Here is a 25,728-nt window from a genome sequence, read left to right as displayed (position 1 = left end):
CACGCCCCCTTAACGACATTCAGCTGATAGCTGGGTTAATAACTGCTGCTGACTCTCTGGTGGCAGTTGATAATTGGCGACACAGTGAGCATTTTCCTCTTCTCCCCATTTCACCTGCACTTTTCCCGCTAAAGGCATTCCGCTGAGGTAAACCTGACCATTATCCGCAACAATGCCGCTACTCTGGCTACTCTCTGATGTCACCATCGCCCCAAACGGCAGCGGCTTATTATTGTGGGTTAGCGTCATGAGCAGTTTTATCCCAACGCGCGCTTTAAACTCTGCTCGCACGATCGCCCCACGGGTGGGAACAACGTTAGCGACCGCATTATCTAAATCGACGTTATCAGCCAGGGTATTGGTATCCAGCGCCACTCTGTTTTCCCGATATTCAGTGGCATAAGGCAGCACGGCATAACCCCGCCAGTCGGTACGCACTCCTGTCTGGTTTTCGACTTTTGCATCTTTTGCGCCAGGCGCTTTAACAAGCACCACCGTATCGTTTAACGGCTGCCCCAGCGTTACGCCATTGGCATGAGCCAGTACCCCACCGCTGACTCCGTAATAGAGCTGCTTAATATCATCGCTATGGCTGTAACCGATATTGGCATTGCCGTAACCACCGCGATAATTCAGCGTGGCGTAGCCTGTACTTCCGCTATTTCCATCGCCTCCCCCGGCATAACCGGTTTGCACGCTATAGCTGAGGTTGTTGTCTTCCAGCAACGTACCGTATACACCGGCCAGATTGGTCATCCGACCGTTGAGATCGTGTGACATGCTGTAACTGGCACTGGCATGTCGCCACTGAGATTTACTGTCAGAACGCAGCCAGTGGCTGAAAGGAATATTGACGTTAAGCGCTAACATCTGATCCCGTCCTTTTTGCCAGGCGTTTTTCGTCAGGCTATAGCTGAGCGTCCAGTTAATATCTTCGAACGCAGTATTTAATCCAGCCTGGAATTGCTCATCGACATTACTCGTTCCCCAATAAGTTTGATGGCTACCACTCAAATACAGTGTTGATGTGCGCCCGAGTTGCTGAGTAACGGTGAGCTGTAATTTCCCGCGTTTGTTATAAGCGAGATTGTAATAGTCGGTGAATTTTGGCTTAACCTGAATAACACCATCCTGTGTTTCGATGTTGTAGCCATTCATTCGACTGTATGTTGTATCAGCGAAATTAAAATATCCGCTGGTCGAATAACGGTAACCCACTAACTGAATATTCGTGCCTGACTCATTGAGCGATTTGTTATAGAGAAAACGCACCGATTGTCCGTCATGCTGACTGTCATCGGGAAGTGTGGAATTAGCCTGCGTCATATCCACAGACAGAGCGCCCAGTGCCCCCATATTTTTCCCGATACCGAAATTAAACGCACGATAACGATCCGCCAGTTGCGTTCCACCATATATTGTCCAGCCAGCCGGAAGGCCGTGGAGTAATGTACTCTGGAAAAAGCGGGGTTTTTCCTGTTGCGCATTTCCACTACGGTATTCTCCTGCCGTAATGGAATAACGTGTATGCCCTTCACGCTGCAAAAGCGGGACTGACGAATAGGGTACGGTAAAAATCTGCGTACTGCCGTCAGCCTCTTTAATCGTTACCTGCAAGTCACCACTATTACCTGCGGCATAGATATCGTTGATGGTAAAAGGCCCCGGTGGCACCGTACTATTATAAATGTCATACCCATTTTGTTTAATAGTGACCTGTGCAGTACCACGAGCAATACCGTGGATCACCGGGGCAAATCCTCTTTGGCTATCGGGTAACATATTGTCATCTGAGGCCAATTGTGCGCCGCGAAAGTTAATACCATCGAAAATATCGCCCTGAGTATAACCATCACCCAGCGTCAGCCGGGAACGTAACGGAATTATGTCTCGCTCAAGCCAGGTATTGATATGCTGCCATTTATTTTTGCTACCTGATGAACTGTCGCTACTGTTATAGCTCCAGCTGGTATTGTCGCGTAAACGCCACGCACCAATATTTAAACCACTCTGTAGGTTTAAATATGCATAATGGCTGTTACCCCCAATCCGATTCTGTACACTATTTCCGCTGAAATTATAATTGAGCAATCCGGCATTAATACCGGGATCCCATAACTCAGGAGGAATATAACCACGCGCGCGATTACTCATAAATGCCTGAGGGATCGTCAGGTTGAGTCGCTGCTGACCCACATCCAGTTGCGCAGTAGCGTCATGGATCATTGAGGTTAATGGCACGCAGGCATCATCCGCCAGCAGATTCATACCGGAGACAGAAGCCGTATTCAGCCCCATACTGGCAAGTTGCGCGCGTGTCAGGCAGGGAACAATCCCTTGTTCGCTGTCGCCCGTATTAAATGTGACATCACGCGTTGCCATATAACCATTATTCAAATAGATATCAACACGATACGTCCCTGGCGGTAATTCTTGCCCATTTTCAAAACGCGATAAATCAGCCACAGCCTGGGGATCATCCGCTAAAAAACGCGGGTTAAAATAGAGTTCGGCAGATGACAAAGGTGCCTGTGCGGCAAAAGCACAGGCAACAAAGAGTCGGACAAAAAAACCAGCCAAACGATGCTTACGAATATGCAAGCATTGTGTGTTTCGCTGGTAAAGTCTTAAATTCAGATATGACATTATTCCTCCGGTTTAAATCACCCGGCAGTCAATTCTTTTTATTCAGGCGAAAAAATCCCCCTGCGTTATTCCATTACGCCCGTCATTTTGGGGGTAAGTGCGCCATAATCATTTATTGTTCGGTAAGTAATATTGCTTCCTGCATCAGAAGGCAATTTAACCGCGCTTTCGCCCATTGGAGGCACCAATGCATTTTCAAGAACCCGAGTTCCGGCATTCAACTCTGTTACCGTCAGGTAATAGGGTGTCGGGTTGATCAGCGTCAGAGAATTCGCGCTACGACGAAATCTTAATTTTTCTGCGGCCTGATCGGGTGGCAACGCTAATTTAGCCGGACGATAGTACAGTTTAATGCGGCTGATAATTGCGAGCTGTAGCGTATTCTCAGTCAATTTTGATTTATCCATTGACGGAATCGCTTTAACATTCATCCAGAATAAACTTTCCCGATCCTGTGGCAATTGGTTATTTGTTGCATCAAGAATACGCAAGGTATTCTCTTTTTTTCCCTTCATCGCAAACAGAGGTGGCGTCACGATAAAACGGCCATCCTTTACACCATCGGCATTTTCTACCCATGATTGAATTAAATAGGTGCTATTTTCATCATTATTTGTCACGGCAAGTTGCACTTGTTTTTGCCCTGCCGGATAAATTACGCGAGTCGCACCTAAGGCCACTCCCGCTTCAGCGCGTCCGGCAACCATCATTGCCATGAACATCAGGATACCTGCCAGCAAGCAGAATGTTATTTCCTGCGATTTCCTTACATTGACGTTTTTATTACTCACTGTCCTGTTCCTGTTATCACATTATCTGCTGAACAATTACTGATAGGTTAAAGAGAACCAGGCCTGGGCATTGGCGATGCCGCCAGTAACCCGACGCCCGGTAGCACGATATTTGGCGATGAAATGTAGCGACGTAGAGCCTGAGTAAAGCCGTTTCCAGTTTGCTGGAGGACGGTTAATCGGTACGAGGTTTCCTTCATCATCAAACAACGCTACGCCAATATTGGTGGCTATCCCTGGCCCCTCTCCCACGGAAAGCACATCCGGATTTTTACCATCCGCGACACCGTGAAACGCCACACCCACACGTTCACTCACCACCGTGCTACATTCCCGTAAATGAATAACAAAAGGCACCGGTGAGCTATCTTCCCCTACCGCATGAAACCGGTTACTGCTGATTTGCCCCATATTGACCGTCATTTGTTTATCACCGGCTTCAATCCGGCAAGCTTCCGCAATAATGACGCCCTGAAATTGCATATTTCCGCCGGGCAGCGTGGTATTCCATTTATTTCCGGCCAGAGCAAACATTGGCAGCAACGACGCTAACAGAAATAATCTCTTCCTTTTCATCGTTATTTTGATCGCACAAGGGTGGGCATCCCTGCCCGTAATGACGTCCCTGAACCTGGGTAGGTTATTGATACTGAACCTTGAAGGTCGCATCCGCATTAGCTGCACCCGGGGTTGCCTCGCCGATTGCATAATAACGCGCCTGGAACGGAATGGTGTTGGTACCGTTATTCAGGGTTGTTTGTGCACTAAATGTCGCACCGTCCAGCGTCAGAGCATTGCCTGTTCTGTCCAGAATCTGCACACCAACATTTGTTGCGCTACCCGCAGCTGAACTCTGCAGAGCCAGTACATCAGTACGCGTAGCATCAATTGCCGTACCTAAAAAGGCAACAGCGGCTTTTGTGGCAACAGTTGTATCGCAATCATTCAGCTGAATGTTAAAACCAACAGCAGAGCTGGTTGCTCCAGCCTGCTTCAGGCTAGCGGTACGAACCTGTCCTAACTGAACGGTTTGATCAACAGAGCCTGCATCAACTGCGCAAGCGGCGTTAACAACTTCCCCTTTAAAGTGAACGGTCCCACCATTTACCGTCGTAGTATCGGCCAGAGCCGCTGCGGAACTGAGGGACAGAGCCGACAGAACAACGATTGCCAGAGTTTTAATTTTCATGCTGCTTTCCTTTAAAAAAACTATTTCTAAATCGACATGGGCAGTCGTTCTGTACACTTTGTTTTGTCAACGAGTTTGACTGCCAACACTGCACAGTTTTCCCCCAAAAGATGAAACATTTGGGGCCATTTTGACTCATAGAGGAAAGCATCGCGCACAAACTTTTTCAGTTTATTTGTTGGCTTAATGTTCTATAGTTATCTTTATTTGCAGTTTTTTATATTGCATGAGGTGGTTTTTGGAGAGAAGAATGAGGAAGTTGCGTCGAGCTACAGAAACGTTAGCTTTACATATAGCGGAGGTGATGTGAAATTAATTTACAAGAGAAATAATTTACATATCAAACAGTTAGATGATTTTTGTCGTTTTTTAATATTTTTATGCTTGAGAAAAAATACGTAACTTATTTATGATATAGACAGTTTGGCCCCAATTGTCTTGTATTTATTTGTTTTTTAACTTTATTATCAATAAGTTAAATCAAACTTCTTCTCTTTTTAATTTTTCGTTTATGAGATTATTTCTTTCCCATAATCCGGCAAAACGAGCAGCATTACTGGCGGTATAACGCACAGTATGGCGAATATTTCGATGCCCGAGATAATCCTGAATTAAACGGGTATCTGCACCACGCTCCGCCAGTTCATAACCACAAGCATGCCTTAACATATGAGGATGAGTCTGCGTTACGGTTCCAGCTTCAATACCGGCATCGCGAATAATGCGATAGGCCTGCTGGCGAGAAAGCCGACTCCCACGGCGAGAAATAAATATAGCGTCGGTCCGGTCAGCGCCTTTCCAGTTAGCACGTTCCTGGGTCCAGCGTTCCACGGCTTCACGCTCATCAAAACGTAACGGGTGAACGGTAGAAAATCCGTTCTTCAGTCGGCGAATATTTATTCGACCTTCATTAAGGTCAAGATCCTGATAATGCAGATCAAGCAGTTCACTAATACGCATCCCATGCCGATATGCCAACAGAATAAGACAATAATCTCTGGCTCCCGTTGCCCCGTAACACACCGCCTGCATCATGGCCTGAACTTCTTTACCGGTAAGATAACGACGTTTACTCACAATAGTAGTACTCCTGACTGAGATATATTTGAATGAATACCTATAGGAAACCTCAATCGGTCAAAATTAGCCCAATAGATAAAAAGATAACCACACCCGAAGTGATGTGGCTATCAGTCAATTACATTAAATATCATACAAAAATAAAATATCACTGATGTGACAACATCTATTTTCATTGATTTGATTCAATATAACAATAGATTGCAGTGGATTAACTTCCAGTTGCTTAAAAAATAAAGAAAAAAGTATGGAAACAGGCGAATTTAAGTGATGTGTAAATTTATGAATGATTTTGTTTATTTATTTTGAAGAACATAAACCATTGTATTTTGTATGGATATGGTTAACTTAATGTTTATTATGATAATTAAGAATCATACTTACAATAACATCAATTAATAAATGGTTAATCATTTTTGATATATCGTAAGAATAATGTAGTTTTTAACACCATCCCTGGTATCTCAACTATCTCTATAAAACAGCGTGACGCTGTCGTCCTCTGGCTCTATCCCAGATGCCGTAAAAACGCCCTGCATTGCTGGCGGTATACCAGACAGTATGACGAATATTGCGATGTCCAAGATAATCCTGGATAAGTCGCGTATCTATTCCCATATTCGCCAAAGCAAAACCACACGAATGGCGTAACATGTGCGGATGAATCTCCAGTGACAACCCGGCATTACCACCGGAAGTCGAGATAATATGGTAAAACTGTTGCCGAGAAAGTGGATTCCCCTTACGTGATAAAAATACCCACTCGCTCTCAGCATGCGGATAAGAAGTACGGATACTCAACCAGTTTTTTAAAGCCTGAATTTCTTTGTTCAATAGCGGGTGCGTTGTTGAAAAGCCTTTTTTTAATCGATGGATATATATACACTTTGCCTTAAGATCAATATCCGAAATCCTCAATCGGCAAATTTCACTCGCCCGGAAACCATGAATAAAACAAAGTAATGTCAGACAATAATTACGTGCAGCATGAGGCCCGGTATTTGCTGCTTTAAGGAGTGATTCGATTTCACTATGGGTCAGGAAGTTCCTTTTTTTGTTATCAGCCTTATTCTTCATCGTTTTCCCTTATAATTACAGACGCGCACTAGCTGTGCTGGGTTAGCAATAATCCAACATTTTAATCCTGATTATGTTTATAAAAGCGAACGTTTGCTTAATAACTAACGTAAGTGGACCAGTTCTTCTGAGTGAACTTAAATGGAGTAGCGATAGTTACTTATAATAACTTTGCCATACAAACGCCATGCTCTTGCATGCTATGTACCTTTATATATTTATCAATCTGATACGAATCGAATAATAACCCTCATCATTAATGCAACTAATCTTATCTATATATCATGTGATATGTTCTGTAACAAGTAAAATCAACATAAAAAATTCAGCAAAATTTAATATTTGTTCAACTAGCCGTCTCACATATGAAATTATTAGTCAACTGCATTTGCCACAAAATGGCTATTTCATGGAACACAGTAATTTCTTAGTGGCTATTATCATGCTAATGCTTAGGTCCCTAGCGATTATTCCTGCCTGGTTCGTCAGCTTACGCCATGAGATTGTTACATTCCTTTTTCAGACTGTGTATTTCCTGGAGATATGGGGGAACGCAGGAGACGCTTTTTCATCTACATTCGTTGGTAAATATGGCTTTGGTCACTGCGACTTAAACCTTCCTCAATCACAGCTATTCGCCGGGCGATACGGCAAACAACCTATCTGAAACATCATCCTGAAAACACCAACATCTACAAGCCTTTCCAGATCGACTTCAGGGGTGACCACTTACAAGCCAAAACCAGGAAACATATTTCATGATGAGAATTATGATCATCCTGATGGCGGGTAAACACTTGTTTTCACCACGCTCACTGAGTTAGCTTGCAAAGCTCCCCTTGTTTAGACCCTAAATAAATTTTTTATAAAACAAACGGTTAAAAGAAATCATTTAGTTTTTGAAGACCACCTCAAGTGTTCGTCTGGCTTCACATGGCATCTTCCTCTTAGAAAAAGATCGACATATTTTGTGACACGAATTGCAAATCTCGTTTTGTTGTATGGATTGCGTGATTTTTGATCTGGTATAACAGGTATAAAGGTGCACCGCGATAGTCAATGAGACAGGGCATCTCGCAATCTATGGCAAACATCACTTCAGTTCTTTCTCATCGGGTGATGAAAACGCACTTCAGTCTGAAAGGAATATGAAAATGAGATCAACAGACACTCTATTTTATGACTCTGGGTAAAATGGATTGAGTAAGTGATATAGCTTACGAACATTCAAATCAATTAAACATCAGAAGAGATTTTATACTCAGGTATTTAATCTGGTTCTCTGTTTATTTAAATAATGTGGAAAGAGAATTTTCACAGGAGACCTTATACAAAAAATATAAAATACAGCTACTCGTTGCCAAAGACACTATAAGCCTGGCAAAAAATATTACACAACATAAATGCTAATTGTTTATGCGGGCTTTGTATTGCTTTCTGTATCCTACAAATGAGTGAAATATATGAAAAAGGCTAAAATACTTTCTGGCGCATTATTACTGTGCTTTTCGTCACCACTGATTTCTCAGGCTGCGACACTGGACGTACGTGGTGGATATCGTAGTGGAAGCCACGCCTATGAGACTCGACTCAAAGTCAGTGAGGGATGGCAAAATGGATGGTGGGCAAGTATGGAAAGTAATACCTGGAATACCATTCATGATAATAAAAAGGAAAATGCCGCACTCAATGATGTTCAGGTGGAAGTTAATTACGCGATTAAACTTGATGATCAATGGACGGTGCGCCCGGGAATGTTAACGCATTTTAGCAGCAACGGCACACGCTACGGACCCTACGTAAAACTGTCCTGGGACGCGACAAAAGATCTTAATTTTGGCATTCGCTATCGTTACGACTGGAAAGCTTACCGACAACAAGACTTATCCGGTGATATGTCTCGTGATAACGTTCATCGTTGGGATGGATATGTCACTTACCATATTAATAGTGATTTCACCTTCGCATGGCAAACGACGCTATACAGCAAACAGAACGATTATCGCTATGCAAACCATAAGAAATGGGCGACGGAAAATGCATTTGTTCTACAATACCATATGACGCCCGATATTACGCCATACATAGAATATGACTACCTGGACCGTCAGGGTGTTTACAACGGCAGAGATAATTTATCGGAAAACAGTTATCGCATTGGTGTGTCATTTAAACTGTAGTAGACAGGAGACAGTCACAATGAATAAAACAATAACGGCGCTTGCGATCATGATGGCTTCATTTGCCGCAAACGCGTCTGTATTACCGGAAACTCCTGTGCCATTTAAAAGTGGTACCGGAGCAATTGATAACGACACTGTCTACATTGGTTTAGGTAGCGCAGGTACGGCATGGTACAAGCTGGATACACAGGCCAAAGATAAAAAATGGACAGCGTTAGCTGCATTCCCTGGTGGACCAAGAGATCAAGCAACCTCGGCATTTATTGATGGCAATCTTTATGTGTTTGGCGGCATTGGCAAAAACAGCGAGGGCTTGACTCAGGTATTTAATGACGTACACAAATACAACCCCAAAACCAATAGCTGGGTTAAATTGATGTCGCACGCCCCGATGGGCATGGCGGGCCATGTGACTTTTGTACACAACGGCAAGGCTTATGTTACTGGCGGTGTTAACCAGAATATCTTCAATGGCTATTTTGAAGATCTCAACCAGGCTGGAAAAGATTCAACCGCTATAGATAAAATCAACACCCACTATTTTGACAAAAAAGCAGAAGATTATTTCTTCAATAAATTTCTGTTGTCTTTTGATCCCTCAACACAGCAATGGAGTTACGCTGGCGAATCTCCCTGGTACGGAACGGCTGGTGCGGCGGTTGTGAATAAAGGTGATAAAACCTGGCTTATTAATGGCGAAGCCAAACCCGGATTGCGAACGGATGCCGTATTTGAACTTGACTTCACCGGTAATAATTTAAAATGGAATAAGCTAGCTCCCGTCGCATCACCAGATGGCGTCGCTGGCGGCTTTGCAGGCATGAGCAATGACTCACTGATATTTGCCGGAGGGGCCGGATTCAAAGGTTCACGAGAAAATTACCAGAACGGTAAGAACTATGCGCATGAAGGCCTGAAAAAATCATATAGCGCTGATATTCATCTTTGGCATAACGGGAAATGGGATAAATCGGGCGAATTATCGCAAGGTCGGGCCTACGGAGTATCATTGCCCTGGAATAATAGTCTATTGATTATTGGCGGTGAAACTGCAGGCGGCAAAGCGGTGACGGATTCAGTTTTGATCTCTGTGAAGGATAATAAAGTCACTGTACAAAACTAACGCTTCAGGGCCCCGGTAAAGGGGCCCTGCTATCAATTTGTCATTTCAATTACGCGAAAATTATATGAACGCAATAATATCGCCCAATTATTACTATGTTCTTACCGTTGCTGGTCAGTCTAATGCCATGGCGTATGGCGAAGGACTGCCATTACCGGACAGGGAAGATGCGCCTCATCCCAGAATCAAACAATTAGCGAGATTTGCGCATACGCATCCCGGAGGCCCGCCATGTCACTTTAACGACATTATTCCACTGACTCACTGCCCACACGATGTTCAGGATATGCAGGGTTATCACCATCCTCTGGCAACGAATCATCAAACACAGTACGGCACCGTTGGCCAGGCACTGCATATTGCACGGAAATTACTGCCCTTCATTCCTGATAATGCAGGGATTCTCATCGTTCCGTGTTGCCGTGGCGGATCGGCTTTTACCGCGGGCAGCGAGGGGACATATTCAGAACGGCACGGAGCCAGCCATGATGCTTGTCGTTGGGGAACGGATACCCCGCTCTACCAGGATTTAGTCAGCAGAACGCGAGCCGCACTGGCAAAAAATCCGTATAACAAATTCCTCGGCGTATGCTGGATGCAAGGCGAATTTGACTTAATGACCAGTGACTACGCGTCACATCCTCAACACTTTAATCATATGGTTGAAGCCTTTCGTAGGGATCTAAAACAATACCATTCTCAGCTTAATAATATTACTGACGCACCGTGGTTTTGCGGCGATACCACCTGGTACTGGAAAGAAAATTTCCCTCATGCGTATGAAGCTATTTATGGCAATTATCAAAATAATGTTTTAGCCAATATTATTTTCGTCGACTTCCAGCAACAAGGTGAAAGAGGACTGACGAACGCGCCTGATGAAGATCCGGACGATTTAAGCACGGGATATTTCGGTTCAGCGTACCGGTCAGCGGAGAACTGGACGACGTCACTGCGAAGCAGTCATTTCAGCGCGGCAGCCCGTCGGGGGATTATTTCTGACAGATTTGTTGAAGCAATTTTGCAGTTTTGGCGCGAAAGGTGAGCGTTCATTAATTTGATTTATTCGCATCCATCAGCGCTTTTAACTCCTCCGGCGTAAACGGCGGTTTGCGTCGGTGCTACATCGCATGGCAATTAGGGCACACAGGCAGCAAAAAAACAAATGAGAGCAAGGTAATATATCTTCGCTTGTAGGCTTGAACAGCAGAAAATTTGCGAGCATGATCGCAATTATTTCACTGCTAGGGATATCAATGGCTTCCAGTAAATCGCTACAGCAGGCAATTGCCAACATAAAAATTTGGCACCAAGGTGAACAGCGCGCACCGCATAAGCCGTTGTTATTGCTATACGTATTAGCAGGATACCTGAATGGACATCCGCGCCTTTTCGATTATGGCTCGGAAATCTACGAACCTCTGCACAGTTTACTGGAACGTTTTGGGCCACAGCGTTCGCAGTACCGACCTGATATGCCGTTCTGGCGATTACAAGGCGACGGATTCTGGCAATTACACAATGCCGGGCTTTGCTCAACAGCAGGGAGCAGCCGACAACCACCAGTGAAGGAACTGACTGAATACCACGTTGCAGGCGGTTTCGATGAACAGCACTACGCCCTGGTAACCGGCAATAAAAAACTCATCAATACCCTGGCGCAACAGATACTCGAAGCGCATTTTACCGAGAGTATTCAGGAGGAAATTGCTGACGAATTGGGTTTTGACCTCCAGCAAATCCGTAAACAGCGCGACCCGTTATTTCGCAAAAATGTATTACGCGCTTATAACTACCAGTGCGCGATATGTGGCTTTAATATGCGCCACGACGACACCACCGTCGCGCTGGAAGCGGCGCATATAAAATGGAAACAGCAAGGAGGTCCTTGTGAAATTCCCAATGGCCTGGCGCTTTGCGCAATTCACCATAAAGCCTTTGATAAAGGATCGATTGGCCTGGATGAAAATATGCGGGTACTGGTCTCGGATGCGGTAAACGGCGGAGGGATCGTTGAGAGATTATTCTGGGATTTTGACGGGAAAACTATTGCCTTGCCGCAGGTACGTAAAAATTACCCTTATGAGGGATTTGTGGAGTGGCATCGGAAAGAGGTTTTTAGGGGGTGAGGTTGATAACTATCGCAGTATGTTCAATATTGCTGACATAATCAGTGCAGGATCTTGCCGCTAGTTTACAACTCGCCTTCGATAGCGACGCAAAACGAGTTCTGTTGCCGATATCCTCGGCTATGGATATTCCAACAGTTCCGGCAGAGTTGTTTACCAAGTTTCAGGTAAGTTTTTACTCAGAACCGGTTGATGCGGTTTATAAGGCGCTGGATGTGAATTAACACATTCCTCAGCTTATTTACAAAAGGATTATTCCCATTTGATATAATATCAGTGCCAATTTACTTTTTTCAATGGAATATATCTCGGCTAAATAACAATAAAACTTATCGCTAATGGATTAAATAAACAATTTTCTAATTTATTTCACCACCTTTGATATAGAAATTGATGGTGTTGTCGCTGCCATTGCTTATGGTGATGATAAAATCCACGTTTCTGGATCGGCGCGTAGAAAATCATCACTACCTTGATATTTTGATGCGATATGATCATACCGTTCCGTAGTACCAATTTCAACTTCAGGCCAAACCCCAACATTAAAAAAATTAGAGTTATTCACTGATTATATTATCAATAATATAATCAGTGAATAACATGGACTATATAATAAATTGCTCTAATCATTTCCCTTACGAATATATGGACCAAAAGCCCAAGAATCATAATAAGGGTGATGGACTAATTTTTCATTAAATCGAACACTATAAGTTAATTTTTTTATATTTTTACGTACAGCATTAATACTGGGCAAAGAGGAAAGATAATCTATAAACTTATCGATAGTGATTTCCCCTTCGCAACACTCAAACCCATCAATGATATTTTTCGCCATTTTTCCATTTTCATTTGTTTGATATATCACTCCAGGTATTCGTTGAAAAAAACTAGATAATGCATATTTATCCGCTACATATGTATCATCCACATGATATTTCCCACCGAGCATAGTTGTAGTAACAATAAGCTTATACACACCTTTGGGTTGCCATGTTGATGGTAGTTCGAATTCTTTAATGATCACATCAAGATGATTAAGATAATGTTCAGAAATTCGATTTATTTGTTGAAAATAAGAACGCATAAATTTATTATTATGATCATGTATTAATGAGCTATCTCCAACGATGTTACACACTTGCTGATAGTACTTACCATAATATATTGGTTGACCATTTGATTTTAGTTCTGTAAAAATCAAACAATCATCCAGGAGAATCACGCAATCACACTGATAATTAGCATGAGCATCAATTGGAGAAGCTTTAATCCCCGCATCACGAACTCGTTTTATAAATTGTTGCTCATGAAATCGCCCTTTACTTGCTTGAGAAATTTTTTTGGAACCAAATAATGACATTAGAGAGCGAGTCACTGAGCGATTTGCTATTAATGCAGGCATTAAGCATAAACCGTCCATACAGGGAATAAATGGGCAATCATTAAGATCATGTGATTTTGAATTGAAGGTAAAATAATCTATCAGTTTTTTGCTGCATCTGCTGCAATCCCCTTACGTTGAAAGAATGATAACCAACTCTCACGGCTTTTTATGATCAGCCAGCGATCCAACTGTAGGGGTATAGGTTTTGTCGATGAAAATCTTTTGCTCATTTCTTCTTTAGATAACTCGACTAAACATTGATAAGCGTGCACCCAATTAAATAATGATATATTCCCATATTCTTCATGAAGGTCATCAGGAGACATATTTTCCAACTCGCTTAGATGAAATGAGCTAAAAACGCCATCAGAATTTAAGTAAGATGGCATATGATCCTTTACCCAACTATTTAGATGAAAATGTTTGTTACTAAATTCATGAACTTCGCTATATAGATGTGACGCTCTCATCATTAGTCTATTTCTTGCAATCTCATAATCTCGGTATAAACAAAAACTATCAACCTCAAGAGAGTAAATGTTATTATCCAATTTTGTAAATACTGCACTACTTAGTCTGAAAAAGTCTCTTACTCTGCTTAATGAGTCAAAAACATTCCACTCATTAAGGTACCCTCCCATTGAAAGCAAGGTTTGTTTATTCACACAAGAAGTTAGTTTCAATGGCCCATGAGTCCGTAAATAAGAAAATATTCTTCCGGTGTAATTGGCTACCTCATCAAATGCCCTATCGATAACTCGAAAATATTCGATATCAGGTTCAGCATGAATATTAATATTTTCAGAAACGATAAATAATGGAAAAATCCTCTTCATTTTTTTAGGATCATTGACCACAACCAAGGATGATAATGATGATAAAAACATCTCACAAAACATGATGAGATTAAGTATTAATGCATGTGATTTTTTTGTATTTTTACGCCAAATACCAGCACATTTTGTAGCCGCAAAGAAAGAATTATTTATATCATGCATAATTTTACATTGACTCTCGAACTCAGAGATTAGTTCAATGTTATCAGGAAATGAGTTTACTAGCTCATTAATACATTTTTTGAATGTATTGTTATACTCAACTTCAGTCTGAACTGAAAATCTATTATAATAGATGGAAGATATTCTCAGCACATCCAAGGCGATATCTATACTAATATCATCTCTTTTTATGTACTCACAAAAAAAAGAACAAAACTGTTTCGGGTCGTTAGCAAGATTACTAATTCTAGTGGTATCATAAACTTTTTCCATTTTTCCATACATCCTATTGTCTAAATTACTATAAAACTAGCCACTTAACTAATAATTATAAATTTCATCTTTTACACCTTGTATTTTTATAACCAATGAAATCTACAACAATCAACTGATGGATAATCCGATATTGGTCGCATTTAATGGCATGGTAGCAAAGTTTTCATCACATACCTCCTTTGCACCAGAATAAACGCCAGAGACCTGAAATTGCGAGTACACTACAGAAATTGTACTGCCGGTCCCATCAGCATAAAACCATAGTTACACAGGTAATCATCATTATTCACCAAGATAATAAATATTATTCGGTAGAATAGCGTTCTCAGGTGGTCAGTAAAATTGTCTTCAACAAGATGTCTGCGCATCTCGTCTGCTAGCCCTACATAACTGCTCTCGACCGAAACTATTTATTGAATGTTCACCAAGGTGGGCGTGGAGACAAAATGACGTCTTTTGATATTAGCTACCTGAGCCACATGGTCAAAACGTTCAAGTAGCATAGCGAAACCACCCTGCCCACGTAATGTGGACGATGCAGCTTCCAGCCAGAGCAAACTTGGGACCATCGACTACAAAATGAAGAATACTGAACTGCTTTTCTGGCAGGCCTATATACTGCACGGATATGGGTGATTTCAGACACAAAAAAAGCCGCTCTTGAGCGACTCGATTTGCATACGGTGTGGTGCGAAGGCCGCACCGCGATTTTCGACGTAATCAACTGAAATAATTGAAATTTAAAAATAAGAGAACCGACGCATATACTCACATGTATACTCAACGCAATTCTCTGAGATCTTAGCTAGCTCAAAAATTACTCTTCATCATCTTCCACAGGTTCTAACGCGTCAAGCGCGACTCGCACCATAGCGATAGAACCAATACGAATGAAAGCATCTTCTCCATCTTCGTCGGTTATCATAAAACGATCCGTGGTTTCAGGCTCGCAATCCAGCGCGTCAAAAAAAGCATTCAACTGGCCGATATCATCCGTCTCTTCGTTTTGCGGCGCATCTGGCTCAACACTCAGTGGAATCACTGGTCCGCCGTTTACCAGCGTGATATGGACATTAAAATAATCGTCTTCGTAGGCATCATCCTCTTCGTCAACGATTGGCCGCAGACCATCAGAAAGGAACTGATGAAATACCACTTCACGCATATTTAACGCATAACGATACTCGGAAGAATCAAAAACGAAGAAGCGTTCTATGTTTGGGGTGTTTTTTTCCTGAAAATAATAATAAAACCTCCGCTTATCCGCTGCTGAAATGGGCAACAGCAAATAGTCCCGCTGCCCCTGTAGCCATAGTTTTACGGTCCAGAGACCGCTATCCATTTCAATGCCGCTTGTGGCTATAGCCTCAAGATCTTCATCAGTTTTACGACGCTTTTTGCGGAAGTCGTTTATCAACCGATCGCTTTCCGGGAACACTACGTTTAGAGGCTTATCCAGAGCATTACATATTGCCTGTGCGAGACCCAGCTTTGCGGCAACTTTCCCGGTTTCGATACGCTGAATTTGCTGCTGGCTGGTGCCGACCATAAACGCCAACTCGCGCTGAGTGATAGATAGCTGGGTACGGAGCTGTTTGATGTTGTTCTGTAACATGGCATCCTCCTTCAGAAGGAGTGGAAAGTGCCATTAAAACACAAAATTGAGTATAAACACATAACCGTGTTTATACTCACTAATTAACACCCTTGAACGAAAAGAAAATCTCTTCATCGTTCTTCTCTGGTATGCCAGAGATCCACGATATAAATGTCATTGTCACGAAGTTCGTAGTGGACCTCATAATCATCAAATAACACTTTTCGGACTTCCCGAGGTTCATACCGAGTCTGCTGTACACCAATTGCCGGATGTGCTGTAAGACCAGCACAACCAGTAATCAGGCGATCCAAAACGTCATCGGCGTGCTGGCGGCTATACTGAAGGGCGAAACGGTAGATACGCTCAAGGTCATCCTGAGCTTTAAGCGTCCAGTAAATTTCCATTTATCAGGATTTCTTTAAGCGATTAGCAAAATCCACCATGTCCGAGTGGCTCATCACACGACCGGCATCCACATCCGCAAGACCGGCCTGGATGCTCTGGTGACGCCGTTCTCTTTCGGCCAGCATACTGGTCAACGCTTCCTTAATAATCCAGCTTTTAGAACGATCTAACTCAATTGCCAGATTCTCAACAGCAGCGGCCAATTCAATAGGTATCTGTGCGCTGATGGTTTGTTTAGTAAGCGAACCCATAGGGATTACCTCGTTTAATAACATTTAATAACTCCTATTAATATTAGCATAGAGGTGCCTATAAAAACATCACATCTCATTTCGCAGGCAACATCCTGGGAAAGTGCTTCGCCACGATATCATTCATCTTATCCACCAGATCCAGTCGCTTGAATGTGATATGCCCACTGCCCTTCTGAAAGTAGCGAATAGTGAACAACTCATCTTCGAAAATCTGCTGATGCGGATTATCGCGCACAAAATCCATAAACCGGATGGAGATATCATGCCGGTTATCGGGGATAGGTTTGCCATCCAGCAAATAGAGCATACGCTCCAGATCGGCAAGCTGATCTCGCCGCCAGCCCCAGTTCAGGCTGTAGCCCCATCTGTCATGCTTCACCAGATTGTTAACGATAATCCTCTTACCGAAATAACAGGGATTATTGGTTTTGTAGTCCCAGCTTAACCCTTTAAATACATTGATAATCCCACGTTCGAAAACATCCCGTTTATTGTGGTGGAGTTGTTCAAAGGTACTCAGGATGTTGGCTTCGCTAATAGCCGGGAGATCGCCCTCCTCCAGGTTCTTTGCCCACTGACTGCGGGCTTCGGCATCCATCAGGGTCAACATCCCGGACTTCAGCATGAGATCGCGCCAGATACTGCGGTCGATATTTCGGGTGATCACCGGCATCGCTTTGTCTGTTGACTGCATTAGCCAGCAGTCAAAGGCATATCCATTTCGCATTGCCCAGGTTCCAGCCACATCACCGCCAATACTGGATGTCAGGCTGGAGATATCATGAAGTTTTTGGATTAACGTCGCTATCTGGTTCAGTGCACTATCACGACCCGTCACGATACGTTCAATGCTGGTCGAGCAAATTAGCTCGTTATGATCGGTTAAGACTTCAGCTTCTGTTTGCATAATCTTTTGTCCGTATAAAAGCAAATGCGCCAGCCATGAACAGCAGGCGCATTATGCAGGGAGTTATGAGGGAAGTAATTTTGGCGATGTAAATCGGGAAGGAGACTCGCAAATTCACCGTGCCGTGGTGTTATGGCGTGTTATGGCGGCGGCGCAGCAGACCTGTAGCCTGCCGCGCCCGTAAAATATCGACCGCACGAAGATAAGGCGTCTGTTCCTGCCAGCTAAATCCTTTCCTGTCGATACGGATCAATTCGTACTTCTCCACCAGAAAATTGACGGCATCGACCAGAGTGATCCCAGCGTCTATGTGTTCCTGAATCACCTTTTCATTGTTGAATGGTGTGTCATTAAGATACAGCCCGTAGTGCTGCTCCAGCAGGCGGGCCAGTAATATTTGCCAGACCACGACGGGCGACAGATATGACGTCGTCGCCCGCAGCGTCGTTGCAGGTATAATTTTCATAACGATGTTCCGTATTAAGGAGGTTAAAACTCAGCGTTGAGTGGGATAAATAGCGATATAGACGTAACCACAGGAACCCAGCGTATCGGCTTCGCAGGTTATTCCTTTGGCGTATAGCGTGACGGTACGTTGTTGGCAGGGGGAGAGTTCACCGTCAGCCAGTTTCAGCTCCAGTTGTTTCATCAGCCCCGGAAAAGCCTGGTCGATATGCAGCAGATCCGGGGAGCTGAATTTCCCGGTGATTGCGGCCCGATCAGCCAGGTAATGCAGGTTATGTCTTTCCTGCACCAGTCGAGCAGTGAAGCGTGGTGTAACGGTACAGGGAAGCCCCCATTCTTGTTGCATGACCTTGTCCTTTTGCAGCATTACAGCCAGCCCCGTTCGGCAAAAGAGAGGACATCCCCCGCCCCAATAATGAAATGATCCAGCACCCTCACTTTCACCAAATCCAGTGTCTTAACAATATTCGTTGTAATAAGTCTGTCGGCCCGACTGGGTTCCGTCACGCCGGAGGGATGGTTATGCGCAAGGATCACTGCTGCGGCATTGTGCCGTAGCGCAGATTTCACAATCTCACGGGGATGTACTTCCGTGCTGTTAATCGTGCCGAGAAATAGCGTTTCGTGTTCCAGCAGTCGGTTCTGGTTATCGAGGTAGAGCACAACAAACATTTCCCGCTCCTGTCGTGCCAGATGCAGTTGCAGCCAGGTTTTTGTGGCGTCAGAGGAAAGAAAAGATTCGCCAGGATTGCGTTGATATTTCTCCAGCAGACGCATCGCACGGCGGATAACACGTTGTTCACTCACCGAAAACACCGGTGTTAGCATCAGTTCAGACATCGTATTTCCTTTACTATTAATAGCGTTGTTTATGAGGCCAGCTGCAACATGTTTTCAGCCATCACCCACAGGGCGCGGTTGAGTTTGATATCACCGTCGATGCCTTTAATGGCGCGGGTGTGCGTGCGACCACCTTTTGCCGTGCGCCCGTTTAAACCGCCTTTGATCAGATTCTCCTGAATTCGCTGGTAGGTCGTCCACAGATCGCCGGATTCATCCTGCCAGCGGCGCGGAGCCAGCAACTGGGATTCCGTCACTGGCTGGTACTCTTCGCCAAAGCGGTACGTCAGCGCCGCCTTTGCCAGCGCCTGTTGCGCAGGGGGAGGCAGCATCAGCGACTGCATGGCATCGCGTTTCTCTTCAACCTGGTCAAAAACACTGAGGACTTCATAAGCGCCTTCAATCACTTTCTCCACCACATTGCCTTTATGCGGTACCCGTACTTCACCAAACGACTCGCCACAGACCAGCCCGTTACAACAAACAGAACGGAACAGCCCTGGCAGCATCTGATAAGAACTGGAACCGTCATGGCTATTGAGCAGAATAATTTCCGGCACCTGGTTGCGAGTGATCTGGTTTTCCCGGCGCAGACGCAGCATGTGTTTTGTATGCTCACGTTTACCCACATCACGAACGCGGGTCTGGCAGGCAAAGAAAGGATGAAATCCTTCACGCTGGAGGTTATCGAGCAGAGTAATGGTGGGAATATAGGTATAGCGTTCGCTGCGTGATTCGTGCTTATTTTCCCCGAATACGCTGGGGACATACTGCATCAATTCGTCATGCGTTAATGGGCGATCGCGACGGATTTGATTTACGCGACCAAAGCGGCTGGCTAATTTCATAGTAAATTCCTTAATAAAGAATATAAAAAACAGGCCGCATCTTCTGAAAAATTGCGGCTAATTTAATGCGTGATTAAAACGGACGGTAGTATAGGTGGGATAAAATAATAGGTGCGAGCAGATATTAAATTACATTCCGGCAGTACATATATGAGCGTGATATAGTGCTGAAATAATACATATCTGAATTCTCCCGGTGATTATCACCGGGAGAATTTAAGTTTGAAATGACACCTCAACCACGGGATAATCTTGTTTCTATTCCCTGAACCCTTTCGTCTATTAGCCTTTCAATAACAGATATTTTATCTGACTTGTAAAATTTAACCAGAAAATCCAGACGTTCTTTATGCGTATCACTGATAGACTCCCGTTCCCGTTTTTCAGAAAGTTTACGTCTGAAGTTTTTTTGGTAAAACGCTTTATTTATTTTCTTTACCGCTTTCTGCTGGAGGTCATCATCCGCTGACCATAAATCCAGCATGGCATAAATGGCGTGATAGGTTTCTATACTATTCAGTGGTTCCGGGATCTGAACGGGGTCCAACTGGCTTCCTGTATTACTACCGTGCTCTTTCTGGAATTTATTAATGTAATTATAAGCCCATATACAGACTTCGTCATTATCCTCATTAAGCCAGCGTAATTTTATTCTCTGATGTTCATTTGCCCTCCAGAATACAAGCCTCTCATATAGCCACTGTCTCATCAACGGTGCCTGATTAGTCTCAATATTAATATAGTCCAGTAATGCAACGATGATTGAGTATCTTTCGCTATGACTTGCAGGAGAATCTGTTATTCCGGATTTCTGATACCAGTTAGTGTTTAAATTTGTGCCCAGCTTTTCGTTAATTGACTCCATACAGCGGTAATCAAGACACATCACGCCCCATAGCCAGAACGTCGCTCTTTCATTTTCTTTTAACCAACTAAAATATTTCTCCGGCAGAAGCGTCGTATTAATCGCCAGCTCCAGTGAGCGAATAAAATTACTCCGCTGAATAGGATCGGGATACCCGGCCTCGAGGGCTGTATTAATAATTCTCTCCGAAAGGGATGTATCTGGATTGTTCCCGTCAAACGCAAATTGATTTGCTCCCTGAATGTTTTTCCTGATGTACCAGAAGAGGAACCTGCTGGTTCGGATGTCCTTCACTGCTATTGATGAGCGCACATTAACGGCCATTGTTCTACCTCGTCATCCTTGTTAAATCAGCAAAAATCAATAGCGTAATTATGACGTGTTTTCGAAGTAAAACCGTAGCAATAAATCAATAAAAGTGGAAAATACGTAGTAATATCGTGTTATTCCATAGTAATAAAGTACCATTAACGTAGTTTTTTATTTATCACCATACTCACAGATCCCGCCTGTAGAAAACGGCTGGATAGTCTTAAATTTTTCCACGTATAGCCCTGGTGGCTTTACGGGTGAAACCTCCCAGGATAACGAGTTGACATCTGGAAGATGTCATTCATGACCGCAAATCATAGATTATGTCAATGTATTAATTATAACTTAAGAGTAAAACTCTTTGTCTTCAAGAACAGATAATTAACTACGAACACCAGTAAATACCGGGCTTCTACTCTTTTTATCACCCTTTCTTTATGAATCAACATTGCCGGTATTAATATTATGTTTATCACTCATTCATTAGATTCAGCATATAGAGGGATGACACCAGAGACAGGGAAAAGTAATCCAGATCGGCATAGCTCAGTGAAAAGTTACTACAGCACTTATGGATATGTAACCAACCACAAGGAACTGAAGCATGAAACTGAATGAACGATATGGCAAGCCTAATGCACACTATATGAAACGTCTGGAAGAGATTACCCGTTATGCGATGGATGATTACGCCAGAATACTGGCTTTCAGAGTGGATTTATTACTGCCAGTGGATAATAGCCATAAAGGGTATGACTCAGCGGTTATTACCCGTTTTATAGCCTCACTGAAAGCGCAGATAGCCGCATATTTACAACGGCGCAGGAGAGACGGTAAACGTGTTTATCCCTGTAAGCTGCGATATGCATGGGTAAGAGAATTTGGTGAACTGAATGGCAACAAGCATTATCACATGTTGTTGTTGGTTAATCGGGAAGTATTCAGAAACACCATGCTGAATACGGAGAATTCAGCGCAACCTCGCGGATTGCTGGTGGGAATGGTGGCGCGTGCATGGGTTGTGGCGCTTAGGCGTACCGGAGATATGGCAAATAAAGTCCCCTTTCATTTACCGGGCGTCTCTTATGAACTTGATCGCAGAAATGGCACAAATACGGACTTTTTCCGCAGCTACATATACCACATCAGTTATCTGGCGAAGGAGTACACAAAAAACCACGATGACGGTGAACGTAACTTTGGTTGTAGTCAGGGATAAGTAATTTATTACCGGAGAAGTGATTGTAATGGCGGAGTATGCAACATCATCTTAAATCAACGGGTTAGTGTTGCTGCTCCTGTCTTTTATCAACGTAAAGACAGAAGGACAATCGTCATGAACAATCAACCGAATACCGATACTGACCTGATGAATGACAAACTGGTGACGATGGCATTTATTACCACGTTTACTGGCCTGACCGACAAATGGTTTTATAAACTGATTAGTGAAGGCAAGTTTCCAAAGCCTGTCAAACTGGGGCGTAGTTCCCGCTGGCGGGAAAGTGAAGTTAAACGCTGGTTGAAGGAACGTATTGCAGAATCCCGCGATTAATCCCCCTGATATCATCTCCACACGCTTTACCCGTTAAGTACAAACGCTATATCGGTAAGCGCCTGACAGGGCCGTTGCGGTGCATCTATCGATGCGTAACTTCATTATACCCGGATGAAATACATTTAGTTTAACGTCGTCGAAAAATAATTAACCGGGGAATAGCCTGCTTATTTAGCAGGAATTCCCCGGATGCTGCTACAGGTAAAATTATGAATTAAATGTCCAGCTACCCGTATCGGTCACAATGTCAGCTTCAATGATACGGTCACACTTCATATATTTGAACGTAGCCACATCACCGAATTTATATTTAGCTGGCAGGGTTCTGTTACCGGCGCTCTCCATTTTACAGTTCCCTCTGTTTACCCGAATGGATTTCAGCACCACGTTGTCATCAGTGATAGTGAGCTGAATAACACCATATTTGGTATTCCAGCCTTCATTGCTGACGGAGCTGCCGAACTGAACTTTAAATGGTGGTGTCGTAGGTTGCTGTGCCTGCTGTTGTTGAGAGAGAGCAGGTTTATTTGCCTGCTGGCTACCAACGCTATTAATGCCATTCTGGAGGAGGCTTCTGGAAACCTTAATGGTACCCGGCTTGCATGATACTGTGCTGGTTTCCTGCCCCATTGCATTCATGACAGTGTAATAAGCATCACCTGTACCATCATATTCTGAGTAATTGACTGCAACCGCGCCTTCGATATCTTCATTTTCTCCACGTAATGTGAAAAAAGCGGTTCCTGCTTCCGGATTAGCCGCCAGAGTCTGTTTCGCTTCGCCGGAAGGAATATCCAGTTTAATAACAGAGCCGCTCTCTTCGGAGTCACCGCCAGGATTTTCAAACTGATATAAACGGTATTGCTAACGTGGCTGAGTGTCATTTGCTCGCCGTTATCCAGCAGACATTGCAGGTCATAGGCCCCGACTGCATAAGCAGGGTGGAATGCAAATAAAGATACAAACAATGCAGGTATAATGATTAGTTTCATTAAGCACTTCCCTATCCAAAAAAATGGTCCCAGGCATTACCAGCCCACTCGATAAGTTTGTCTTTCCCCTTTCGGGTAAGCTCTTTGACAGGCTTTGGTAACGGAAAAGAATCAATAACGTCGTCGAGTATCCCGGAGATTACGCTGCCGAAGCCGTTTTTTGCTTCCGTCTTGACCTCTTCGGTTTTGAACTCATCCTTAAACTGCGAAGCTGTGCTACTTTTAGCCCGATCAGGCAAAGCCCGAATAATAGTCTCTACCAGACGAAGGATGTTGTAGCCCTCATCGGCGGAGACAGGTATCACCGGATAGTGCGTAAAGCCAAATCGTTCAGTAATGTAGGCTTCTTTCTTTTCGATATTGATGCGCTGTGCAGGAGATGGCTGATGCAGATGTGTATCCCACTCGCGAAATGGCTCAATTTTATCAACCTGGTTAAGGACGAATAAAACGCGCTCACCCCCACCAGCAGGGAGCAGAACATTGTTGTAGAAATGCTCATCCGCAGAAAAGGCCCGATCGTCTCCTTTTATTACCCACAGGATGAGATCCAGGGAGGGAAGCAAATTACGGTATAAATCTTCATACTCCTTATCCCGCCGGGCATTCTCACCGACACCAGGTATATCAATGATCTTTAGCGAATGTTTGCCGAAGCGCATACGCAATTCCTGAACTTCACGAGTACACGCCTCAACGTCGCTAACTGCACAAACCGCCCCTTTAAACAGCGCATTACATACGCTGCTTTTCCCCGCGCCTGTTTTTCCCATGACACCAATCACGGGTTCATAGTCGATGGCTTCACTGATTTTGTTCAACAGCGTTTCCCGCAGTGACTGAGGAAAAAGATCAAGAATATCCCTGATGTCGGGTATGTGCGGTGTGCTATCACCCTTTTGCTCGTTGCAACCATTACGTTCTGGAAATATATTGCCCCACATTCCCAAAATCCCGCCTTCCCTTCTGGTGACGCCACTGGCATCAGTAATCATCCGGCCTTCGCCCTTTACCGGGTCATCCATACGATGTCTCCTTTTTAATTTGAAATGAACGTTGTCTGTTACTCTCTGAAGGTCTGAATTACGTCACTTATGAAACGAAAGTGAGGGAGGGCTGAAATAAACTCTTCACTGGCAGTCAGAGCGTCAAGTTCAGGCTTTCTGCGAAAAGAGGTATCCAGAACGGTTACGGCGTTAACATCTTCCATCCGAAACACCTGTAAATTTCTGGTGCGGGTAGCAACAAGAAACCAGTTTTTGGACTGAAATATCAGACGGCGGGGAGCTACTGCTTCGTAGCTTTTACCGTTAACTAATAATGTAACGGCGCGGTAGTCGCGGATAGCTTCCGCCAGTTCCAGAAAACAGGCGGTTTGTGTAACTGGAGATGGCAGCCCTCCATGCCCTATAAGGCACGGCGAGCTTCCGGAGTTACTGGTAATCAGTCGAATTAACCTGCGGTTCTGAGCCGGAATGATTCCTGAAATTCCTGAATTACGTATAAACGCAAATGTGTTGGGTAAGTGCTCCCGGCCTGTTTGGCGGATAAGTCGGTAACTTCCGCTGTGATGCTCAAGATCCAGATGGATCAGGCGTTGCTGAAAATCCCGCTGTAGGGTGCGTTCTGAGACACCAAATTCATCAGCTAATACTTTAAGCTCCAGAGATTCACCAGCCAGTAAGCGGCTGATAATGACTGATAGCCTGACAGACAGGCGGTCATGATGATCATGCTGTGTTTTCATGGTGGGGACAGTCCTGTTCTCCCAAAATATCATGGTATTGATACGGGAGATTATGC

25 protein-coding genes and 3 pseudogenes are annotated in these 25,728 nt (G+C 43.9%); 7 read left to right on the top strand and 21 right to left on the bottom strand.

What is annotated here, in order from left to right; all coding sequences use genetic code 11:
- Positions 1-9: 9 nt before the first annotated feature.
- The 6 genes from fimD to fimB all read right to left on the bottom strand — a co-directional run bounded on the left by fimD (position 10) and on the right by fimB (position 6,783).
- A complete protein-coding gene (gene fimD / locus ACJHYO_RS05110; protein WP_000120951.1) occupies positions 10-2,646 on the bottom strand; it encodes a fimbrial usher FimD in 2,637 nt (878 codons plus the stop codon).
- A 65-nt stretch (positions 2,647-2,711) separates the two neighbouring features.
- Positions 2,712-3,437, bottom strand: coding sequence for a type 1 fimbria chaperone FimC (gene fimC / locus ACJHYO_RS05105; protein WP_000066559.1), 726 nt, complete (start codon positions 3,435-3,437; stop codon positions 2,712-2,714).
- 36 nt (positions 3,438-3,473) lie between these two features.
- Positions 3,474-4,013, bottom strand: a complete 540-nt coding sequence (locus ACJHYO_RS05100; RefSeq protein WP_000824098.1) for a fimbrial protein — start codon at positions 4,011-4,013, stop codon at positions 3,474-3,476.
- 64 nt (positions 4,014-4,077) lie between these two features.
- The gene (gene fimA, locus ACJHYO_RS05095) at positions 4,078-4,626 is read right to left on the bottom strand and encodes a type 1 fimbrial major subunit FimA (RefSeq protein WP_000695546.1); all 549 of its coding nucleotides are present in this window, start codon (positions 4,624-4,626) and stop codon (positions 4,078-4,080) included.
- A 480-nt stretch (positions 4,627-5,106) separates the two neighbouring features.
- Positions 5,107-5,703: a type 1 fimbria switch DNA invertase FimE gene (gene fimE, locus ACJHYO_RS05090; protein ID WP_000044711.1), complete on the bottom strand. Its 597-nt coding sequence runs from the start codon at positions 5,701-5,703 to the stop codon at positions 5,107-5,109.
- Positions 5,704-6,180: 477 nt separating this feature from the next.
- Positions 6,181-6,783, bottom strand: a complete 603-nt coding sequence (gene fimB / locus ACJHYO_RS05085; protein WP_000790574.1) for a type 1 fimbria switch DNA invertase FimB — start codon at positions 6,781-6,783, stop codon at positions 6,181-6,183.
- Between the two features lie 1,463 nt (positions 6,784-8,246).
- Between fimB and nanC the strand changes: the two genes are divergently transcribed.
- The 3 genes from nanC (at position 8,247) to ACJHYO_RS05070 (ending at position 11,134) form a co-directional block, all read left to right on the top strand.
- Complete coding sequence (gene nanC / locus ACJHYO_RS05080; RefSeq protein WP_001531273.1) at positions 8,247-8,963, top strand: N-acetylneuraminic acid outer membrane channel NanC; 717 nt, start codon at positions 8,247-8,249, stop codon at positions 8,961-8,963.
- 19 nt (positions 8,964-8,982) lie between these two features.
- On the top strand, positions 8,983-10,089 hold the full coding sequence (gene nanM / locus ACJHYO_RS05075) for an N-acetylneuraminate epimerase (RefSeq protein ID WP_001532880.1): 1,107 nt from the start codon (positions 8,983-8,985) through the stop codon (positions 10,087-10,089).
- A 64-nt stretch (positions 10,090-10,153) separates the two neighbouring features.
- Entirely contained in the window at positions 10,154-11,134 is a 981-nt protein-coding gene (locus ACJHYO_RS05070; protein WP_001532876.1) for a sialate O-acetylesterase, read from the top strand.
- A gap of 7 nt (positions 11,135-11,141) precedes the next feature.
- Here ACJHYO_RS05070 and ACJHYO_RS05065 read toward each other — a convergent pair.
- A pseudogene (locus tag ACJHYO_RS05065) lies at positions 11,142-11,246 on the bottom strand (HNH endonuclease); the annotation flags it as partial.
- A gap of 99 nt (positions 11,247-11,345) precedes the next feature.
- Between ACJHYO_RS05065 and ACJHYO_RS05060 the strand changes: the two are divergent.
- A complete protein-coding gene (locus ACJHYO_RS05060) occupies positions 11,346-12,218 on the top strand; it encodes a phosphorothioated DNA-binding restriction endonuclease (RefSeq protein WP_087602996.1) in 873 nt (290 codons plus the stop codon).
- Positions 12,219-12,262: 44 nt separating this feature from the next.
- Positions 12,263-12,442: pseudogene (locus tag ACJHYO_RS05055) on the top strand (peptidase); the annotation flags it as partial.
- Between the two features lie 398 nt (positions 12,443-12,840).
- On the opposite strand, the pseudogene ACJHYO_RS05050 reads toward ACJHYO_RS05055, so the two are convergent.
- The 10 genes and pseudogenes from ACJHYO_RS05050 to ACJHYO_RS05005 all read right to left on the bottom strand — a co-directional run bounded on the left by ACJHYO_RS05050 (position 12,841) and on the right by ACJHYO_RS05005 (position 21,387).
- A pseudogene (locus tag ACJHYO_RS05050) lies at positions 12,841-14,876 on the bottom strand (hypothetical protein).
- 820 nt (positions 14,877-15,696) lie between these two features.
- Positions 15,697-16,494, bottom strand: coding sequence for a helix-turn-helix transcriptional regulator (locus ACJHYO_RS05045; RefSeq protein WP_001552326.1), 798 nt, complete (start codon positions 16,492-16,494; stop codon positions 15,697-15,699).
- Positions 16,495-16,607: 113 nt separating this feature from the next.
- On the bottom strand, positions 16,608-16,883 hold the full coding sequence (locus tag ACJHYO_RS05040) for a type II toxin-antitoxin system RelE/ParE family toxin (RefSeq protein WP_001683517.1): 276 nt from the start codon (positions 16,881-16,883) through the stop codon (positions 16,608-16,610).
- Between the two features lie 3 nt (positions 16,884-16,886).
- A complete protein-coding gene (locus ACJHYO_RS05035) occupies positions 16,887-17,135 on the bottom strand; it encodes a CopG family ribbon-helix-helix protein (RefSeq protein ID WP_024187601.1) in 249 nt (82 codons plus the stop codon).
- Between the two features lie 76 nt (positions 17,136-17,211).
- Entirely contained in the window at positions 17,212-18,045 is an 834-nt protein-coding gene (locus ACJHYO_RS05030; protein WP_094259027.1) for a DUF4942 domain-containing protein, read from the bottom strand.
- A gap of 130 nt (positions 18,046-18,175) precedes the next feature.
- Positions 18,176-18,511: a TA system toxin CbtA family protein gene (locus tag ACJHYO_RS05025; protein WP_094259026.1), complete on the bottom strand. Its 336-nt coding sequence runs from the start codon at positions 18,509-18,511 to the stop codon at positions 18,176-18,178.
- A gap of 30 nt (positions 18,512-18,541) precedes the next feature.
- Complete coding sequence (locus tag ACJHYO_RS05020) at positions 18,542-18,877, bottom strand: type IV toxin-antitoxin system YeeU family antitoxin (protein WP_096939090.1); 336 nt, start codon at positions 18,875-18,877, stop codon at positions 18,542-18,544.
- Entirely contained in the window at positions 18,877-19,350 is a 474-nt protein-coding gene (radC, locus tag ACJHYO_RS05015) for a RadC family protein (protein ID WP_001552321.1), read from the bottom strand. The genes ACJHYO_RS05020 and radC overlap by 1 nt, the downstream gene beginning before the upstream one ends.
- Positions 19,351-19,379: 29 nt before the next feature.
- Positions 19,380-20,198, bottom strand: a complete 819-nt coding sequence (locus tag ACJHYO_RS05010) for a DUF932 domain-containing protein (protein ID WP_094259024.1) — start codon at positions 20,196-20,198, stop codon at positions 19,380-19,382.
- 235 nt (positions 20,199-20,433) lie between these two features.
- Entirely contained in the window at positions 20,434-21,387 is a 954-nt protein-coding gene (locus tag ACJHYO_RS05005) for a hypothetical protein (RefSeq protein ID WP_094259023.1), read from the bottom strand.
- 592 nt (positions 21,388-21,979) lie between these two features.
- Between ACJHYO_RS05005 and ACJHYO_RS05000 the strand changes: the two genes are divergently transcribed.
- Together ACJHYO_RS05000 and ACJHYO_RS04995 are read left to right on the top strand one after the other, a co-directional pair.
- Positions 21,980-22,594, top strand: a complete 615-nt coding sequence (locus ACJHYO_RS05000) for an inovirus Gp2 family protein (RefSeq protein ID WP_094259022.1) — start codon at positions 21,980-21,982, stop codon at positions 22,592-22,594.
- A 117-nt stretch (positions 22,595-22,711) separates the two neighbouring features.
- Complete coding sequence (locus tag ACJHYO_RS04995; protein ID WP_094259021.1) at positions 22,712-22,930, top strand: helix-turn-helix transcriptional regulator; 219 nt, start codon at positions 22,712-22,714, stop codon at positions 22,928-22,930.
- A 210-nt stretch (positions 22,931-23,140) separates the two neighbouring features.
- Here the strand turns inward: ACJHYO_RS04995 and ACJHYO_RS04990 are convergent, their stop codons facing one another.
- From ACJHYO_RS04990 to ACJHYO_RS04975, 4 genes are read right to left on the bottom strand one after another with little or no spacing between them, the layout of a single operon-like run.
- Positions 23,141-23,563 carry a hypothetical protein gene (locus ACJHYO_RS04990; protein WP_249540001.1) on the bottom strand — a complete coding sequence of 141 codons (423 nt, stop codon included), beginning with the start codon at positions 23,561-23,563 and terminating at the stop codon, positions 23,141-23,143.
- 5 nt (positions 23,564-23,568) lie between these two features.
- Positions 23,569-23,925, bottom strand: a complete 357-nt coding sequence (locus ACJHYO_RS04985) for a hypothetical protein (protein WP_249540000.1) — start codon at positions 23,923-23,925, stop codon at positions 23,569-23,571.
- Between the two features lie 11 nt (positions 23,926-23,936).
- Positions 23,937-24,950: a GTPase family protein gene (locus ACJHYO_RS04980; protein WP_094259020.1), complete on the bottom strand. Its 1,014-nt coding sequence runs from the start codon at positions 24,948-24,950 to the stop codon at positions 23,937-23,939.
- Between the two features lie 38 nt (positions 24,951-24,988).
- On the bottom strand, positions 24,989-25,672 hold the full coding sequence (locus tag ACJHYO_RS04975; protein WP_170984046.1) for a WYL domain-containing protein: 684 nt from the start codon (positions 25,670-25,672) through the stop codon (positions 24,989-24,991).
- Between the last annotated feature and the right edge of the window lie 56 nt (positions 25,673-25,728).

The sequence above is a fragment of the Escherichia sp. WS1118 genome, assembly GCF_046487695.1.
Classification (GTDB): Bacteria; Pseudomonadota; Gammaproteobacteria; order Enterobacterales; family Enterobacteriaceae; genus Escherichia; species Escherichia coli.
Note: the sequence above shows the minus strand (reverse complement) of the source record. Positions and strands in the feature narration are given on the sequence as shown.

Excerpts from the sequence above, each read along its gene's own strand:
- fimD (WP_000120951.1), bottom strand. The coding sequence starts at position 2,646 with ATGTCATATCTGAATTTAAGACTTTACCAGCGAAACACACAATGCTTG.
- ACJHYO_RS05100 (WP_000824098.1), bottom strand. The coding sequence starts at position 4,013 with ATGAAAAGGAAGAGATTATTTCTGTTAGCGTCGTTGCTGCCAATGTTT.
- fimA (WP_000695546.1), bottom strand. The coding sequence starts at position 4,626 with ATGAAAATTAAAACTCTGGCAATCGTTGTTCTGTCGGCTCTGTCCCTC.
- fimB (WP_000790574.1), bottom strand. The coding sequence starts at position 6,783 with ATGAAGAATAAGGCTGATAACAAAAAAAGGAACTTCCTGACCCATAGT.
- nanC (WP_001531273.1), top strand. The coding sequence starts at position 8,247 with ATGAAAAAGGCTAAAATACTTTCTGGCGCATTATTACTGTGCTTTTCG.
- nanM (WP_001532880.1), top strand. The coding sequence starts at position 8,983 with ATGAATAAAACAATAACGGCGCTTGCGATCATGATGGCTTCATTTGCC.
- ACJHYO_RS05070 (WP_001532876.1), top strand. The coding sequence starts at position 10,154 with ATGAACGCAATAATATCGCCCAATTATTACTATGTTCTTACCGTTGCT.
- ACJHYO_RS05060 (WP_087602996.1), top strand. The coding sequence starts at position 11,346 with ATGGCTTCCAGTAAATCGCTACAGCAGGCAATTGCCAACATAAAAATT.
- ACJHYO_RS05045 (WP_001552326.1), bottom strand. The coding sequence starts at position 16,494 with ATGTTACAGAACAACATCAAACAGCTCCGTACCCAGCTATCTATCACT.
- ACJHYO_RS05040 (WP_001683517.1), bottom strand. The coding sequence starts at position 16,883 with ATGGAAATTTACTGGACGCTTAAAGCTCAGGATGACCTTGAGCGTATC.
- ACJHYO_RS05035 (WP_024187601.1), bottom strand. The coding sequence starts at position 17,135 with ATGGGTTCGCTTACTAAACAAACCATCAGCGCACAGATACCTATTGAA.
- ACJHYO_RS05030 (WP_094259027.1), bottom strand. The coding sequence starts at position 18,045 with ATGCAAACAGAAGCTGAAGTCTTAACCGATCATAACGAGCTAATTTGC.
- ACJHYO_RS05025 (WP_094259026.1), bottom strand. The coding sequence starts at position 18,511 with ATGAAAATTATACCTGCAACGACGCTGCGGGCGACGACGTCATATCTG.
- ACJHYO_RS05020 (WP_096939090.1), bottom strand. The coding sequence starts at position 18,877 with ATGCTGCAAAAGGACAAGGTCATGCAACAAGAATGGGGGCTTCCCTGT.
- radC (WP_001552321.1), bottom strand. The coding sequence starts at position 19,350 with ATGTCTGAACTGATGCTAACACCGGTGTTTTCGGTGAGTGAACAACGT.
- ACJHYO_RS05010 (WP_094259024.1), bottom strand. The coding sequence starts at position 20,198 with ATGAAATTAGCCAGCCGCTTTGGTCGCGTAAATCAAATCCGTCGCGAT.
- ACJHYO_RS05005 (WP_094259023.1), bottom strand. The coding sequence starts at position 21,387 with ATGGCCGTTAATGTGCGCTCATCAATAGCAGTGAAGGACATCCGAACC.
- ACJHYO_RS05000 (WP_094259022.1), top strand. The coding sequence starts at position 21,980 with ATGAAACTGAATGAACGATATGGCAAGCCTAATGCACACTATATGAAA.
- ACJHYO_RS04995 (WP_094259021.1), top strand. The coding sequence starts at position 22,712 with ATGAACAATCAACCGAATACCGATACTGACCTGATGAATGACAAACTG.
- ACJHYO_RS04990 (WP_249540001.1), bottom strand. The coding sequence starts at position 23,563 with ATGGGGCAGGAAACCAGCACAGTATCATGCAAGCCGGGTACCATTAAG.
- ACJHYO_RS04985 (WP_249540000.1), bottom strand. The coding sequence starts at position 23,925 with ATGAAACTAATCATTATACCTGCATTGTTTGTATCTTTATTTGCATTC.
- ACJHYO_RS04980 (WP_094259020.1), bottom strand. The coding sequence starts at position 24,950 with ATGGATGACCCGGTAAAGGGCGAAGGCCGGATGATTACTGATGCCAGT.
- ACJHYO_RS04975 (WP_170984046.1), bottom strand. The coding sequence starts at position 25,672 with ATGAAAACACAGCATGATCATCATGACCGCCTGTCTGTCAGGCTATCA.